13 protein-coding genes are annotated in these 16,769 nt (G+C 63.0%); 3 read left to right on the forward strand and 10 right to left on the reverse strand.

What is annotated here, in order from left to right:
• Positions 1–275: 275 nt before the first annotated feature.
• The 3 genes from rsmA to RS694_RS20020 all read right to left on the reverse strand — a co-directional run bounded on the left by rsmA (position 276) and on the right by RS694_RS20020 (position 4,851).
• Positions 276–1,076, reverse strand: coding sequence for a 16S rRNA (adenine(1518)-N(6)/adenine(1519)-N(6))-dimethyltransferase RsmA (gene rsmA / locus RS694_RS20010; protein ID WP_029708269.1), 801 nt, complete (start codon positions 1,074–1,076; stop codon positions 276–278).
• 118 nt (positions 1,077–1,194) lie between these two features.
• Positions 1,195–2,508: a peptidylprolyl isomerase gene (locus tag RS694_RS20015; RefSeq protein ID WP_029708270.1), complete on the reverse strand. Its 1,314-nt coding sequence runs from the start codon at positions 2,506–2,508 to the stop codon at positions 1,195–1,197.
• A gap of 6 nt (positions 2,509–2,514) precedes the next feature.
• Positions 2,515–4,851 (reverse strand): LPS-assembly protein LptD, encoded by a 2,337-nt coding sequence (locus RS694_RS20020; RefSeq protein ID WP_241464061.1) that lies wholly within the window; start codon positions 4,849–4,851, stop codon positions 2,515–2,517.
• Positions 4,852–4,981: 130 nt separating this feature from the next.
• On the opposite strand from RS694_RS20020, the gene RS694_RS20025 reads away from it, so the two are divergent.
• From RS694_RS20025 to RS694_RS20035, 3 genes are all read left to right on the forward strand, one after another.
• Positions 4,982–6,199, forward strand: a complete 1,218-nt coding sequence (locus tag RS694_RS20025; protein ID WP_029708272.1) for an aminoglycoside phosphotransferase family protein — start codon at positions 4,982–4,984, stop codon at positions 6,197–6,199.
• A gap of 80 nt (positions 6,200–6,279) precedes the next feature.
• Positions 6,280–7,005, forward strand: coding sequence for a 16S rRNA (uracil(1498)-N(3))-methyltransferase (locus tag RS694_RS20030; protein WP_029708273.1), 726 nt, complete (start codon positions 6,280–6,282; stop codon positions 7,003–7,005).
• Positions 7,006–7,303: 298 nt separating this feature from the next.
• The gene (locus tag RS694_RS20035; RefSeq protein ID WP_029708274.1) at positions 7,304–8,476 is read left to right on the forward strand and encodes an MFS transporter; all 1,173 of its coding nucleotides are present in this window, start codon (positions 7,304–7,306) and stop codon (positions 8,474–8,476) included.
• Positions 8,477–8,479: 3 nt separating this feature from the next.
• Here the strand turns inward: RS694_RS20035 and RS694_RS20040 are convergent, their stop codons facing one another.
• The 7 genes from RS694_RS20040 to RS694_RS20070 form a co-directional block, all read right to left on the reverse strand.
• Complete coding sequence (locus RS694_RS20040; RefSeq protein ID WP_029708275.1) at positions 8,480–9,064, reverse strand: chalcone isomerase family protein; 585 nt, start codon at positions 9,062–9,064, stop codon at positions 8,480–8,482.
• Positions 9,061–11,127 (reverse strand): putative bifunctional diguanylate cyclase/phosphodiesterase, encoded by a 2,067-nt coding sequence (locus RS694_RS20045; protein WP_051391942.1) that lies wholly within the window; start codon positions 11,125–11,127, stop codon positions 9,061–9,063. Before RS694_RS20045 ends, RS694_RS20040 begins: the two co-directional genes overlap by 4 nt.
• Before the next feature lie 34 nt (positions 11,128–11,161).
• Positions 11,162–12,004 (reverse strand): alpha/beta hydrolase, encoded by an 843-nt coding sequence (locus RS694_RS20050; protein ID WP_029708277.1) that lies wholly within the window; start codon positions 12,002–12,004, stop codon positions 11,162–11,164.
• A 22-nt stretch (positions 12,005–12,026) separates the two neighbouring features.
• On the reverse strand, positions 12,027–13,487 hold the full coding sequence (locus tag RS694_RS20055) for a M20/M25/M40 family metallo-hydrolase (protein WP_029708278.1): 1,461 nt from the start codon (positions 13,485–13,487) through the stop codon (positions 12,027–12,029).
• 78 nt (positions 13,488–13,565) lie between these two features.
• The gene (otnI, locus tag RS694_RS20060) at positions 13,566–14,405 is read right to left on the reverse strand and encodes a 2-oxo-tetronate isomerase (protein ID WP_029708279.1); all 840 of its coding nucleotides are present in this window, start codon (positions 14,403–14,405) and stop codon (positions 13,566–13,568) included.
• Positions 14,405–15,778 carry a chromate efflux transporter gene (gene chrA / locus RS694_RS20065; protein ID WP_029708280.1) on the reverse strand — a complete coding sequence of 458 codons (1,374 nt, stop codon included), beginning with the start codon at positions 15,776–15,778 and terminating at the stop codon, positions 14,405–14,407. The genes otnI and chrA overlap by 1 nt, the downstream gene beginning before the upstream one ends.
• Entirely contained in the window at positions 15,775–16,650 is an 876-nt protein-coding gene (locus RS694_RS20070) for a chromate resistance protein ChrB domain-containing protein (protein ID WP_029708281.1), read from the reverse strand. The genes chrA and RS694_RS20070 overlap by 4 nt, the downstream gene beginning before the upstream one ends.
• Positions 16,651–16,769: the final 119 nt, after the last annotated feature.

A 16,769-nucleotide genomic window follows, 5' to 3' on the forward strand; every position in this document is an offset into this window, starting at 1 on the left:
CGTCCGCTGATACTGTCACCGGGATCGACCTGATGACCGAAAACGGCGAGAAGATGCCTACCGACAAGTTGTTGGACGTATCGCCCCTGGCACTGCGCATGAGCAGTCCTTTTAACGCGGGATACTGGTTGGCTGCTGCTTGATGTAGCCGCTACGCGGGTCGCTGCCCCCCGAGGGGGCTAATTTCCCTTGGGGCGGCCCGGTGGGAAATTGGCACTACTCAGTAAAAAAGCCCACTGCACGCAGTGGGCTTTTTTACGTCTGCATTCAGCACATCAAAGCTGCTGCACGAGACTCACATATTCCTGCACGGGCACTTCTTCGGCACGCCGCTGCACATCAAACGTGCCAGCAACGCCGCGCGCTTCGAGCCAACGGCCCAAAGTATGGCGCAACAGCTTGCGGCGTTGGCTAAAGGCCACCTGGACCATTTCACTGAACAGCGCAATATCGATCGCCGGGGGCTGCGCCAGCGGCAGCATACGCACCACCGCACTGTCCACCCGGGGTGGCGGATCAAAGCTTTCGGGCGGCACGAACAACACGTTCTCCATGGCGTAACGCCACTGCAGCATCACGCTCAGACGGCTGTAGTCCGAGGTGGCCGGTTTCGCCACCATGCGGTCTATCACTTCCTTTTGCAGCATGAAGTGCTGGTCTTCAATGGCATCCACGTACTGCAGCAGGTGGAACAGGATGGGCGTCGAAATGTTGTACGGCAGATTTCCGACCACGCGCAGCTTGTCCACACCGTGTGACGCAGCATCTGTAATTGCTATATTTTCTATAGCTGGTTGCGCAGACTGGATATGGCCAAAGTCCACTTTGAGCACATCAGATTCAATGACAGTAAGTTGCCCATGGCTACGCAGGCGCACGGCCAAGTCACGGTCCAGCTCGATCACGGTGAGGTGCCCCAGGCGCTCCACCAGTGGCTGTGTCAGCGCGGCCAGGCCCGGCCCAATCTCCACCATACGTTGCCCCGGCTTGGGCGCAATCTCATGCACGATGGCATCGATGATGCCGCCGTCCGACAGAAAATGCTGGCCAAATCGTTTGCGCGCGATGTGTTTCATGACCAAGAGTGGTCCAGCACGCAGGTGAAGGCAATTTCCCGCCGGGCCGCCCCAAGGGAAATTAGCCCCCTCGGGGGGCAGCGACCCGCGCAGCGGCGGAGCGTGGGGGCCATATTTTTCATTGGGGTGGCTCACGCATCTCTACGAAGGCGCGGGCGCGCAATTCCTGCGCCCAGGTGGAATACGTTTCCTCGTACCGACTTTGGCGCAACTGGTTACGCACGGATTCGCGTACCTGTTGCGGGTTGAGTTCCACGCGCCGGCGTTCGATCAACTGGATCAGGTGCACCCCAAAACGCGACACCACAGGGTTGCTGATGTCTCCCTCATTGAGGCGGTTCATGACTTCCTCAAACTCCGGCACAAACATGCCCGGATTAGCCCAACCCAGATCCCCGCCCTGCTCGGCACTGCCATCCTGGGACAAGGCACGCGCCTGGGCCTGAAAGGTGGTGCTGCCTGCCAGAATGCGCTGCTTCACGTCCGCCAAACGGGCGATTGCAGCCGTTTGCGAAAGTTTGGCATCCGTACGCAGCAAGATGTGCCGCGCACGGCTTTGCACCACAAAACGAGTTGCCGTGGCAGGGGCCCGTTTCTCGACGACCTGCAGAATGTGAAACCCCGCACCGGAGCGCACGATTTCGGAGACCCCACCGACGCCCAGTTGCTGGGTTGCCGTTACAAACAGCGGCGGATAGCGGTCTGCGCGACGCAAGCCCAGTTGGCCGCCGTTGTTGCGGTCCGCGGCGGACAGCTCCTGCACCAGGCGGCCAAAGTCTTCACCCGCGCGGATGCGGCTAAGCACCTTCTGCGCCTGTTGAAAGATCAATGCCGTCTGTTCTGCGGTGGCCTTCTCGGGCACGGCGATCAGGATTTGCGCCAGGTTGATGTCTTGCGTCAACGGGTCGACATTGTTGTTTTGCTGGTCCTGGAGGAAACGCTCCACGTCCTGGTCGGAGATACGGATGCGGCCTTCCACATCCCGCTCATGCAGGCGTGCCAAAGTCAGCTGGTCACGCAACTGGGCCCGGAAGGTGGCAACGCTGACGCCATCTTTGGCCAGCCGCTGGTGCAATGCTGGCAGATCGATCTGGTTTTGCTGTGCCACGCTCTGCTCTGCCTGGTCCACCGCCGCGTCGTCCACACGGATACCCGTGTCACGCGCCATCCGCAATTGGATCCGGTCATTGACCATGCGTTCCAGCACCAGGCGGCGCAGCTCCTCAGTGGGGGGAACTGACTGGCGTTGCTGCTCCAGTTGCAGGGTGATACGCCGCACTTCGGAACGCACCTCACTGTTGGTGATGGGCTCCGAGTTGACCACCGCCACAATAAAGTCGGCCTGCTGCGGTGCCTGTGCGTGCACGGAAAACCCGGCCAGCAGAGACAAGGAGACAAGGGCCAGTGAACGGATGTGAGCTTGGAAGTCCATAGGGATTCAATCGTAGTTGCTGAAGCGGCTGGCGCTGCCGCCGGGTTCACGCAAATTCTGGTAACGCGAGATGCTCTGCGTCAAGGTCTGCTGGGGGCTGACACCCAACCGGGTGAAGCCGACAAATTCAATCTGGAACATCACGCGCTGGGTCGCGGTTGCGGTACTGGTTTGCACGCGCTCCAGAACTACCCGGCCCAGCCAGCAGCCTGCATCGTACTCGACGCCAAACACGGTATCCACCAGGCGCCGCTCGTTGAGGCTGTAGTTCAAACGCCCCACGCTGTAGTAGCGCCCCTCGCCCTGGCCGCGTCCCGCGCCCAGTGCTTGGCCCATGTCCCCTAAAAGGTCGTTGAGTGGCCACTGCCAGCTCACGTCGATTTGTTCGCTCACATCGCGCTGGAAACGGTACGCCGCGTTGACCACGCGGTAGTTGCTGGGGCTGTAACGTCCACCGACAGTGGAGCGCGTGGACTGATCCGTTTTGGCGTTGTATTGCACCGTGGAGTCCAGCGCCCAGTGGTCATTCACGTTGACTGAGGCACCGAGCAGCACATCGCTGAAACCCGCCTGCGCCGGCGCCGTGGTGGAATTCAGCGTGACCAGTTGGTCTTCAAAACGCAGGCGCTGGGCAATGCCAAAACGCGCCAACTGGCCACCGGTCTCGGCGTCCAGGTAACGCGTGGTCAGGCCCAGCGTCAACAGGTTGTTGTCCGAAATCTTGTCGTGGCCGCCAAACGCATTTTCCGTATAGATGCTGGCAAAGTTGAAATCGTTGGCACCGGTGTCGTAGTTGGGCAACCCACTCTGGTTGCGGTACGGTGTATTCACATAAAAGGCGCGCGGCTCCAGCGTCTGCACCAGGCCGCGCCCAAACAGGTTGGTGTCGCGTTCAAACACCAGGCCGCTGTCCAGGCTGAATGTTGGCACCACGCTGCTGGCGGTGCTGCTGCCGTTGGGCAACAGGGCATCGAACTGGTAACTCGTCGCGTGCAACTGCACTTTGGGCGTGACGAACCCGGCAGAGCCGAGCCAAGGGCGGCTGATCTGCATCAGCGCCAGACTGCGTTGGGCGTTGGGCTGCAGGGTCAGGCTGCGGTCGGCTTCGAACTGGGTGAAGTCGCCATCCACCGACCAATCCACACCACCCCAGTCATTACTCTTCGCATAACGTGCCGTCAATTGGGGCGCGCGGTCGTAAGGCGGCACGATGGGCGCGGTCGGGTCCTGCAAGGTTTGCCACTTCAGCACCCGTGCGCTGGCGGATACCGGACCACGCCCCCAGCTCGCGGTCACGTCACTGGACAACAGGCGTTGGGTCAGCGTGCCACTGGAGCGCGTGAAATCACGCCAGTAATTGTCGTCACTGACGCGATTCAGATTGGCAGTCACACTCACATTGCCCACAGCCGCGATGCCGGTATCCACCATGCCCTGGTGAACAAAAGCCATGCCCCAGCGGTCTGCCCCGCGCAGGCGGTCACTGGGCATGTAATTGGCCCGGACTACGCCGGAATACGTGGGCTCAAGATATCGAAACTCGGCGCCCAGATCGACGCCGCGCTCGGCCATCACGGTGGGTGTCAGTGTGGCGTCGCGGTTGGGCGCGATATTCCAGTAGTAGGGCACCGAGAGTTCGGCGCCATTGACGCTGTCTACACCAATGGTGGGCGGCAGCACGCCGGATTTGCGTTTGTCCGACAGCGGGAAGCTGATGGCCGGCACCGGCAGGATGGGCACACCCTTGAAACTCAGCACCGCGCCGGTGGCAACGCCCACGTCTTCGTCGTTGTCCAGGCTGATACTCGTGGCGCGCAGTATCCAGTCCGGCATCCAGCTCGGCCCAGGCAGGCGGCGGCAGGTGGTGTACGTGGCGTTGCGCACCACCGCGTGGCTCTCGTCCAGAAAATCGATACGGTCGGCCTCGCCATGGGCATCGTTCTGCAGAAAGTGGTAACTCGGCTCGTTGAAAAAGCCTTCAAAACTCTCGACCTTGAGCTCCAGCAGGCTGCCTTCATAGACATTGCCAGCGCGGTTGATGCGCACATTGCCGGTGGCCTTGGCCTGGTCATCCGGCTGGTAATACTCCAGCCGGTCGGCGCGTATGGTGGTGCCGGCCTTGCGGAACACCGCATCGCCCTCGACCACGGTTTCCAGATCGGGGCGGCCCGAAATCCGGTCGCCCTGCAGGAACACCGGCGCAGCCTCGCGCTGGGCCGGTGTGATGGTTTCTGCCAACAAGCCGCTGGATTGCAGTTGCAAGGGCACCTCCACCGTCAGCGCTTCCACCACCGCTTGTGCGTGTGCCAGGCCACTGCCCACCGCACAGACCAACAGGGCCATGCGGCTCAGGGCAAACCGGGGACTAGGGGACAGAACGCGCAAATCGCGCGGGGGCAAACACATGGAGGCAGGAGGTGGAACGCGGAAAGGTGGGACGGTAAAAAGCGGGGCTTTGTAGAATGGATTATCCATGAGCCCAAGCCCCGCCCCTTCGCCCAATTCCCCCGCCCTGCCAGCATCCGAAATCCTCTGGACCGACCCGACACGCCAGGCCCTGTTTTGGGATTGGTTTGACCGCGTACAAAGCGTCCACCAACTGGACGCCAGCACGCTGGGCCTGGCCTCGGCCGACGCCAGTTTTCGCCGCTATTTCCGGGTGCAGGGTCCGCAGGGCACGCTGGTCATCATGGACGCACCGCCTGACAAAGAGAACTGCCAGCCTTTTGTGGACATCGCCAAGCTACTGACACAAGCCGGACTGCGCGCCCCTGACGTACTGGACTGGGACCAGCCCCATGGCTTCATGCTGCTGACCGACCTGGGCACGCTGACCATGATGCAGTTCATGGACACCCGCGGCGACCTGAATCCCACCTACAGCGTCACCGGTCAGGCGCAAAGCGCCCCACCGCTGGACCTGTACTTGGGCGCGGTGGACACGCTGGTGCAGTGGCAACTGGCCTCCCAACCGGGCGTGCTGCCGCCCTACGACCACGCGCTACTACAGCGCGAGCTGGAACTGTTTCCCCAGTGGTACATCACCGCACACCGCCAGGTGACGCTGGATGCAGCCCAGCGCAAGGTGCTGGACGATACCTTTGCGCTGCTGATCCAGAACAACCTGTCCTGGCCCAGTGTCTACGTGCACCGCGACTTCATGCCGCGGAACTTGATGGCCCCCACGCTCGGCACTGACGTGTCCTCGCTGCCCCCCGAGGGGGCGCAACCCGCCTTGGGGCGGCCCGGCGGCGGGTTAGGTGCCTCGCCCGGCCCACTGTATTGGGGCGTGCTGGACTTCCAGGACGCCGTCTATGGCCCCGTCACCTACGACATCGCCAGCCTGATGCGCGACGCGTTTCTGAGCTGGGACGAAGACTTCTGCCTGGATGTGACCATCCGTTACTGGGAAAAAGCGCGCAAGGCGGGCCTGCCCGTGGGCGATGACTTTGGCGAGTTTTACCGTGGCCTGGAGTGGATGGGCCTGCAGCGCCACCTCAAGGTGGCCGGCATTTTTGCCCGCCTGACGCTGCGCGACGGTAAACCCAAGTACCTGGCCGATGCGCCGCGCTTTATCCACTACATCCGCAGCACCTGCAGCCGCTACAGCGAACTCAAACCCCTGCTGCGCCTGGTGGAGAAGATTGAGGGCATTGAAGTGCCCAATGTCTTCGCTTTCGGTCGTTCATAAAGCGTTTTACAGGCCAAAATGGCCTCCAACCCCCGTGGATATTGCGCAAGCAGCTCCTGATTCAATAGCAAAATAGCCGCATGCCACGTTTCTACTGCCCCACCCCACTGGTGACTGACGCCCTGCTGGAGCTTCCCGCAGGCGCCGCGCGCCATGTGCAGGTGCTGCGCCTGCAGCCGGGCGACGCCATCACGCTGTTCAACGGCGAAAGCACCGAAGAGTTCGACGCCACCGTCACCCGCATGGGCCGCAGTGATGTGCAAGTGCAGGTGGGCGAGGCGCGCACCACGGCCCGTGAACCGGCCCGCCGCGTGCACCTGGCCGTGGGCATGCCCGCCAACGACCGCATGGACTGGCTGGTCGAAAAAGCCACCGAACTCGGCGTGGCCAGCATCCGGCCGTTGATGACCGAACGCAGTGTGCTGCGCCTCTCGGGCGAACGCGCCGAGAAAAAAGTGGCGCACTGGCAAAGCGTGGCCATCTCGGCCTGCGAGCAGTGCGGCGGCAACCGCGTGCCCACGGTGCACCCGGTACTCACACTGGCCCAATGGCTCAAAGCCCTGCCCGCAGCAGCGGGAGACTCGCAGCGCTTGCTGCTGTCCTTGCGCGAAGGCAGCGCCGCGCTGCGCACGCGTCCGTTGACTGACGAGGCTGTGTTTCTGTCTGGCCCCGAAGGCGGCTTGGGCCCCGCCGAAGAAGACCTGGCACTGGCCAGCGGCTTTGCCCCGGTGTCCCTGGGCCCGCGCGTGCTGCGCGCAGAAACCGCCGCGCTGGCCGCACTCACCACCCTGGCACTGCTGCCCTAGGGCCTATTCACACTATTTTTGCAAGATGCGTTGCGGATCAAAAAAGCCATGCGCAAGGCGCGAAACGCAGCCGGGGTATCCCCCCGGCAAGGCTTCGCAACGCCGCGCATGGCTTTTTTGGCCGCAACCCGAAGGGAACGGGGTGCAAACAGCGCCACTCGTTGTTGCACTCCCAGCCCAGACACCCGGTCTGGGCGTCGTCGCGCGCCTAGATTGGCGCTGTTTGCACCTCGTTCGCACTTGCAAAAATAGTGTGAACAGGCCCTAACCCACCACGCCCCACCCGGGCGTTCTCACCATGAACCGCAACCTCTGGCTGCTGGCCCTATGCCAGGGACTGTTCCTCACCAACAACGTCACCTTCATCGCCATCAACGGCCTGGTCGGTCTGGCGCTGGCGCCCTATGGCTGGATGGCGACACTGCCGGTCATGGGTTATGTCGTGGGCGGCGCGCTCGCCACGCCGCTGGTAGCACAGACGCAGGCACGCTACGGGCGGCGCATCTCGTTCCAGATCGGCCTCGCAGTGGCCGTGGTCTCCGCCCTGCTGGGCGCCTGGGCCGTAGCCGAAAAGCAGTTCTGGTGGCTGGTGGCCGCCACCGTGGTGGCGGGCTACTACAGCGCCAACGGACAGCTCTACCGCTTTGCCGCGGCCGAACTGGCACTGCCCGCATTCCGCGAAAAAGCCGTGTCACTGGTGCTGGCCGGAGGACTTATTGGCGCCGTGGCCGGGCCGAATCTGGCTGCACGCACACGCACGCTGCTGGACGTTCCATTCGCCGGTGCCTATGTCGTGCTGGCCGGTGTGGCCTTGGTGGCGATGCTGTTGATGGCGTTTGTGCAGTTTCCCGCACACCAGCCACCGACGGCCCAGACGGTACGTGGCCGGCCGCTGCGGGAGATTGCGCGCCAGCCGGTGTTTTTGGTGGCCACACTCAGCGCCGCGCTGGGTTATGGCGTGATGAACCTGCTGATGGCAGCCACGCCGCTGGCCATGCAACAGTGCGGCCTGGGTTTTGACGACGCCGCGTTGGTGCTGGAGTGGCATGTGATCGGCATGTTTGCGCCGGGCTTTTTTACCGGCCACCTGATCAAACGTTTTGGCACGCTGACCATCATGGGGGTGGGCGTGCTGTTGAACCTGCTGTGTATTGCGGTGGCGCTCACCGGGGTGGAGCTGCACCAGTTCACCATCGCGCTGTTTTTCCTGGGTGTGGGCTGGAATTTCCTGTTCACGGGCAGCACCGCCCTGTCACTGGGCAGCTACCGCCCGGAGGAAAAAGACCGGGCCCAAGCGACCATCAACTTCGTCGTGTTTGCGGTGATGGCACTGAGTTCGCTGGCTTCCGGTGCGCTGGTGGTGACCAGTGGTTGGACCTGGCTGAACTTGGGCTCGTTGCCGCTGGTGCTGCTGACCGGAGTGGCACTGCTGTGGCTGGCCGCTCACCAGCGCCGCCAGCCCGCAGCCTAAGGTTTACTGGCCCAACAGGGCGTCTTTGAGTTTGAAATCGGCGGGCGAGGGGCCCACCCAGATCTTGAGCACCATGTTGAAAAACTCGGCATCCCCCACGGGCGCGCCCTGAGGCTGGCCCTGGATGAAGAAGGTGGTGCCCTTGCCCGGTACGTATTCCATGGCAAAGGTGTCACCTGTCACCAGCTTGGGTTTGCCAGAAAAAATCTCGATCAGGCGGGTGCTGGACGCTGCGTGTTTTTGCACCAGCTCTGGTGCTGAGTTGCTGTTCAGGCCCTTGATGAAGGCCAGGCCCAGATCGGTACCCGGCATGTCACGCAAGGCCACAAAGCTCAGGCGCTTGGGGCCAGGCAAGGCCAGCAGGGCCTCGGGCGTGGTGACTTTGCTGGATGTGTACAGCGCCAGGTCATACACCTTGAAGACGGCACGGTAGCGCGTACCCATGCCATTGACCGACAGGGTGCTGCCCTGCACCACCTGGGTGGGGGCAAACGTGCTGCTTACCGTGGCGGCCTGCGCCTCCAACGCGGTGCAGACGAGTGCGCCGACCAGCAAAACACATCGCAATCGGGTGGAAATCTGTTTCATGCCGTTGTCTCTTTGTTATTGCGGTCTGCCATCCACGCCTCCAGGGCCTCCACCGCCATAGGTCGCGCGATGTAATAACCTTGCAGTGCGTGGCAGCCGGTCTCCCGTAAAAAAGCCTGTTGCTCCACCGTTTCCACACCCTCCGCCACCACATTCAGGCTCAGTGCATTGGCCAGCCCCACGACGCCCCGCACGATGGCGCGCGAATCGTTGTCGGTGGCGGTATCACTGACAAAAGAGCGATCGATCTTGAGCTGGTTAGGACGCAGGCGCTTGAGGTAAGACAGTGACGAATAACCGGTGCCAAAGTCATCGATGGCAATCCCTACGCCCAGCGCGCGCACGCGTTCGATGATGCGCTGGCTGGTGTCGGTCTCGGTCATCAGCACGCTCTCGGTGATTTCGATTTCCAGCTCACCCGGTTGCAGGCCATTGTCCGTCAGGGCCGACTGCAGGCTGTCGAGCAGGCGGTGGTCGCGGAATTCCAGCGCCGAGACATTGACCGACATGCAGCCCACGTCGAGCCCGCGGGCCTTCCACTCTGCCTTCTGGCGGCAGGCCTCGTGCAGGGTCCACACGCCCATTTCGGCGATCTGACCGGACTCTTCGGCCAGGCCAATGAAATGGCCCGGATACAGCAGGCCGCGCTGCGGATGCTGCCAGCGCACCAGTGCTTCAACACCCACCAGTGCACCGGTGTTGGCGTCCACCTGGGGCTGGTAGTGCAGAACCAGTTCCCCGGCCGTAATGGCCTGGCCCAACTGGTGCTCCAGTTCCAGATGGGCCTGGCGGCGCGAGTTGAGTTCACTGTGGAAAAAGCTGTAGCGTGCACGTCCCAGGGACTTGGCCTGGTACATCGCAATGTCCGCGTTCTTGACCAGGTTCTCGAAGTCCTCGGCATCGTCAGGAAACAAGGCAATACCCATGCTGGCAGACACCCGGGCCGAGCCCCCGGCCAGCACCACCGGTGCCTCCACCGCCTGCAGGATGCGGTCTGCCATGTCGCCCAGGGTTTCCCAGTGTGCAATGTCACGCACCAGCACCAGAAATTCGTCTCCGCTTTGGCGGCACACCACATCGACCTCGCGCAGCGTATCGCGCAGGCGACGCGCCACCTCAATCAGAAGCTGGTCTCCGGCCGCATGGCCCATGGAGTCATTGACAGCCTTGAAGCGGTCCAGGTCGATGAAAAACACGCCAAACTTTTGCTGGTTGCGCCGTGCCTGCAGCATTTCGCGCTGCACCAGGTCAATGAACAGCGAGCGGTTGGGCAAACCGGTCAGGTGGTCATACATGGCCAGCTGTTCGAGCTGCGCATTTTTGGCACCGAGCTGACCGAACAATTCGCGCAACCGGTCCTGCACCTGGCCCAGATGTCGGCCCAGCAGGCCCAATTCATCATGGCGGCGCCAGATAAACACAGGCTGCTCTTCACTGCTGTGCTCCACCAGCGCCGAGGCCTGGGCCTTGAGCCGCTCAATGGGTTTCAGCACACGGGACACCAGCATGGGTGTCAGCACCACCAGGCTCACCAGCACCTGCAGCACCACCAGCGTAAACATCTGGCTGCGCCGTTGTTGCAGCAGGCCCTGGCCATAGGTGGCGTCAAACCACACCACCAGACGGCCCAGGTTCTCCCCCGAGCGCACCACTTGGCGTACCTGGTGGTTGAGGCGACCGGCGGCCACTTCGGCATCCAGCACACGCGCATACCCGTCGCGAATGCGCTCCACCGGCGGGGCATTGGTCAAACCGTCTTCGATGCGCACTGCCACGACCTGCGGGTTCTCCAGCAGGCGCTGGGCCGCCGCGTCCAACGCCACGCGGTCCACCACCCACATGGGCTCGGCAATCGACACACTGCCAATCGCCATCAGCGCGGATTCGCCCTGCGCAAGCAGGGCCTGTTGGGATTTTTCACTGAGTTGCTGCTCAATGGCCAGCAACAACGCGGCGGGTGCCGTCACGGCAGCCAGCACCGCAACCATCACCGTGTAGCGCAGGGGTAGCCCACCACGCCAGCGGGCACGCAAGCGGCCCAGCAGTTGGAAAATCGACTTCATCACAGCGGGCTCCCTGCCATGCAGGTCACGCCGCTCAGAACCGCTTCTCCAGCCAGTTCTGGAGCGTTGCAAAGACTTCGCTGGCATCCAGTTCGTTGAAAATCTCGTGGTACAGCTTGTCAAAGCAAACCGTAGTCACAACGTCTTTGGGTGCAGCGGCAGCAAAGTTACGGCTGCCCTGCGGGTTGACCAGCTTGTCTTCACCGGCATACATCAACAGCGTGGGGACCTTCCACTGGCTGGCCAGTGCCACGGTTTGCGGGCCGGCTGTTGCAATGAAACGGGCCAGACGCGCCGAGATACGGTCATGCACCAGGCGGTCGGACACATAGGCCTCTACGACTGCGGGATCGTGCGATATCAGCGTGGCGTTCAGGCCATTGCCAACACGCAGGTCCGGCACGATTTTGGGCAGCACGGCGACCAGGAATTTCTGGAAAGCGCTGAGGCCCGGATCGAGCGCGGGGGAGGACATGATGAGTGCGTCCACAGGGCGGATCTTGAGGGACACAAACCGCCCCACCACCAGACCACCCATGCTGTGGCCCAGCAGGATCAGTGGCGTGTCCTTTTGCATGCGCGCACGGGTGCTGTCCACGATGTCGGCCAGATCGTCCAAGAGCCGGGTGTCGGTCGGCATGCCACCCCGCGCACCACCCGACTCTCCATGGCCACACTGGTCATAACCTCGCACCGCAAAACCCCATGCATTGAGCAGCTTGGCCACATGGTCGTAACGACCGGCATGTTCACCCAGGCCATGCACCAGAATCACCACGCCACGCAAGGCAACGCCAGAATCCAGCGGCCAGTCCTGGATAACAACATTGTCGCCGTCGCTGGCCACAAAAGTGGAGAGGGTGGATTCTGTACTCATGGTTGAGGCGCCTGTCTGGGGTTCAGGGGAAGCGGGAAATCACTTGGGCCACCGCGGCTGTGAGTTTCTTGGCATAGGGTACATGCAAAAACTCGTTGGGTCCGTGGGCATTGCTCTTGGGGCCCAGCACGCCGCAGACCATCATCTGCGCTTTGGGAAAGCCCTTGGAAAGCATATTCATGAGGGGAATCGTACCGCCTTGGCCGATGTAACCGCAAGGTGCGCCGAAATGCGCCTGCGAGGCCAGGTTGAGCGCTTCTTCAAACCAAGGCGCGGTGTCCGGCGCATTCCAGCCAGTGGCAGCGGACAGACCTTCGAACGTGACTTTCGCCTGGTAGGGCGCGTTGTCTTCGAGCAGGGCCTTGAGCTGCTGCACCGCCACGTCGGCCTCCAGCAAAGGGGGCAGACGCAGTGAGAGTTTGAAGGCCGTGTAAGGCCGCAGCACATTGCCGGCGTTCTTGAAATCGGGGAAGCCTTCTGCCCCGGTCACGCTCAGCGTGGGTGCCCAGGTGCGGTTGAGCAGGCCTTGCACCGGGTCGGTGGTGGTGGGCAAGGCAAAAGCAGTGGAGCCGCCGCAGTCGTAGTACGCCCAGGGAAAGCGTTTGTGGATCTCGTCGCCCAGAATCGCCGCCGTGGCTTGGGCCTGGGCCAGGCGCGCGGGCGGCACCTCGCAGTGGAAGCTGGCCGGCAACAAGCGCCCGGTGGCGCTGTCTTCCAGGCGGTCCAGCACCTGGCGCATGATGCGGAAGCTGGACGGCACCAGACCACTGGCATCGCCCGAATGCACACCTTCCGTCAGGATTTCGACCTTGAGCACACCACTGGCCATACCGCGCAGGCTGCTGGTGAGCCAGAGTTGGTCGTAATTGCCGGCACCCGAATCCAGGCACACCACCAGCCCCACATCCCCCAGTCGGGGTTTGAGTGCGTCGATATAGGGCAGCAGGTCGTAAGAGCCGCTTTCCTCGCAGGTTTCTATCAGACCGACGATGCGCGGATGCGGCGTGCTCTGGCTTTTCAGGGCCTGGATCGCTGCGATGGCCGCATAGGCAGCGTAACCGTCGTCCGCACCGCCGCGGCCATACAGCTTGCCATCTTCCATCTGCGGCGTCCACGGGCCCAGATCATTGCGCCAACCGGAGAACTCGGGCTGTTTGTCCAGGTGGCCGTACATCAGCACGGTTTGGGTGGAATTCAGTGCCGTGGCCGGCACCTCGAAAAACAGTACGGGGGTACGCCCTTCCAGACGAATAACTTCAAGCTGGAGGCCGCTGACCTTTTGCGATTCAATCCAGGCGGCAGTGTTGCGCGCGACCCTATCCAGGTAGCCATGGGCGGCCCAGTCGGCATCAAACATGGGCGATTTGGCAGGGATGCGGATGTAGTCCTGCAGCTGCGGAACGATCTGTGCGTCCCAAGCGTGGCTCACCTGGTCCAATGCCTGGGTGGCATTCAAAACAGGTTGGGGTACACGCACATCCATACGGGGCTCCTGATGCATCAAATTTTGGGAATCGCGCATCATGCCACGCCTTGGCGCGCCTGTGTTTCGTGTTCTGCGCTAACGGTGCGCCGCGCTACGGTACGCGGCCATCCACCCCAAGCCCGTGCGTGTGGCACCCGGCTGCGCACCCAAGCGGGGCCGGTACTCACAGCCCACCCAGCCGGTGTAGCCCAGGCTGTCGATCAGATCCAAAAGGTAGGGGAAATGCAACTCACCCGCATCGGGTTCCTGGCGCTCCGGCACACCGGCCATCTGGATATGGGCCACGGCACCCGTGGGCAGGTAGTGGCGCAGCTTGGTGGCCACGTCGCCTTCCACGATCTGGCAGTGGTACAGGTCCATCTGCACCTTGAGCGCGGGCTCCGCAACCGCTTGCACGACGGCGTGGGCGTGGTCCTGGCGTTGCAGGTAGTAGCCCGGCATGTCGCGCGGATTGATTGGCTCGATCAGCACCGCGCAACCGGCCTTCGCCGCCTGTTGTGCGGCCCAGCGCAGGTTGGCTACATAGGTTGCCAACAACACCTCCGGGCTGACACCCTGCGGCGCCAGACCCGCCATGACGTGGATGCGCGGGCATTGCAGCGCTTGGGCGTAGAGCAGCGCCTCCTGTACACCGGCACGGAATTCCGCCTCGCGCCCGGGCAGGCAGGCCGTGCCACGCTCGCCGCGGTCCCACGCCGTGGCCATGGACGCACGGTCTGCGCCACCCGGCGGAGCGTTGAGCAGCACCTGCTGCAATCCATGCGCCTGCAACCGCTGCGCGAGGTCCTGCGGCGCCCAGGCGTAAGGGAAGAGGAACTCCACCGCCGTGAAACCATCCTGCTCGGCGGCTTCAAACCGGTCCAGAAACGGGACCTCGGTGTACATCAGACTCAGGTTGGCGGCAAAACGGGGCATCAGATCCATCCTACTAGGCTGGCCAACCAGCCCGCCAGCGCACTGGCTGCAATCACGGGCACCACGCCCACCTTGTAGCGAATCAGCGCCAATGCAACCAGCGCGGCCAGCCCCAGAGCCAGCACATCAATTTGAGTGCCAAATGAGCCTGTAGCCCCCGTACGGATTGCGATATGCGCTATGAAAAACAGAACAAGGCTGGCGATCACACCGACCACTGCGGCGGTGATAGCCGTCAGTGGCGCGGTGAGCTGCAGGTTGCCGTGGGTCGACTCCACCAGTGGCCCGCCCGCGAGTATGAAGAGAAAAGAGGGTAGAAAGGTGAACCAAGTCACGATGGTCGCCGCAAGCGCCGCACCGAGAAACAGCGCGTCCGGCCCCAGCACCTGTTTGGCCCAGCCGCCCAGAAAACCTACATAAGCCACCACCATGATCAGCGGGCCCGGCGTGGTTTCACCCAGCGCCAAGCCGTCCATCATCTGCGCCGCATTGAGCCAACCAAAGTGCTCCACCGCGCCCTGGTAGACATAGGGCAGCACCGCGTAGGCACCACCAAAGGTCAGCAGCGCAGCCTTGGTGAAAAACCAGCCCATCTGCGCCAGCGTGCCATCCCAGCCCTGCCAGGCCACCAGCACCGCCATGGGCAGCAGCCACAGCAGGACACCCACCACCAGCAGGCGTGCGAGGTGGGATTTGCGAAAGCGCGCGTGGGGCGGGGTGGGCGTCTCATCGTCAATCCAGGCCGGGGCATGGGCGGTCGTAGCCTTGCCACCCCCGTGCCCACTGCCACCGGAAAACTGGTCCGGCCACCAACGCTGGCCCAACCAGCCCAGCAGCGCAGCGCCCAGTACCACCAGAGGGAACGGCACGTTCAACACGGCAACCGCTATGAAACTGGTAGCTGCCACTGCCCATAGCACGGGCGCTGTACGCGGTTTCTTCAATGTCTTGGAGCCGATGCGGTGCACTGCCTGCAGCACCAGTGCGGCGACCGCGGGCTTGATGCCATAGAGCACCGCCGCCACCCAGGGCACGCCACCAAAAGCGACATAGACCCAGCTCAGGCCGATCAACAGCACCAGCGAAGGCAGTACAAACAGCGCACCGGCCGCGATGCCGCCCCAGGTGCGGTGCATCAGCCAGCCAATGTAGGTAGCCAGTTGCTGTGCCTCGGGGCCGGGCAGCAGCATGCAGTAGTTCAGCGCGTGCAGAAAACGCTGGTCCGAGATCCAGCGTTTCTCTTCGACCAGCTCGCGGTGCATGATGGCAATTTGCCCGGCCGGGCCGCCAAAGCTGATGCAGCCCAACTTGAACCAGAACTTCAGTGCCTCAAAGAAAGATACTGGCGCGGGGGCGGCGGAGAGCGTGCTCATCGCGACATCCCGGGCTGCCAGTTGTGGCGTTCGTCCTGGCCCGCCACCGCGTCTACGCACCAGGCATACAGCGCGTCATACACCGGCAACATCGCCTCCAGCATGGCGTGATCGTCCGCGTAGGTCCGCGACATGCCCAGCGACACCGCCAGCAGTCCCGCAGCCTGTGGCGCCAAGTCCAGCCGGTCGGTATCGGCCCCGCGCACGATGGTGGCCAGATGCTGCAACGCCGGGTCGCGCAAGCCGAAGCCCTGCAGCAAGGCATCGAAACTGCACTCTTCACCCACATGGGACACGGGCGCATCGGGAATGTCATAGGCCACGGCACCCAGGCGTTCGGCTTCGCTGAATACCTGCGGCGTGGGCACATACAAGAAGCTGGCGCGCGGATCGACAAAGCGTCGGATCACCCAGGGGCAGGCAATACGGTCGATTTTGGGCCGTTCGCGCGTGATCCAGCGCGAGGGCTGCTCACCCGTCACGCCCCAGTCGGCGCGCTTGGTGACCATGGGCAAGGTCTGACTGCGCCACAGCGCAATATCGGCATGCGTATCCACACCCTCTTCACCACCCGTGATGCCACCGGCCAGGACACGCACCGGCCAACCCGCAGCACGCAAGGTGGCCGCGGCGTCGGCGCTGACGTTGTGGCCATAGACGCAATACACCACCACTTCGCGTGGCGCCTGGGTGCGTGCGAAGTGCGCCACCGCTTCAGGGGCGCAGTACTGTGCCCCTGCCAGCAGGGTGGGGGCTGCGTCAAACTTTTCGCGCCGTCGCACATCGAGCAACAGCGGTACATCAGGCCGGCCCAAATGGGTGACCAGTTCCTGCGGAGAAATGGAAATAGGGATTGAAAAAGCGGTGTCCACGGGCGTACTCCTAAGCGTTTACAGCGTTTGGACGGGACACCGTCTTGGGACCTTGCGGTCCGACGCCGGGGAGCTGACACCCCGACAGGCGCAATGTAGCACGGCCTTTGTCAGCAAGC

The sequence above is a fragment of the Rhodoferax saidenbachensis genome, from assembly GCF_001955715.1.
Lineage (GTDB): Bacteria > Pseudomonadota > Gammaproteobacteria > Burkholderiales > Burkholderiaceae_C > Allorhodoferax > Allorhodoferax saidenbachensis.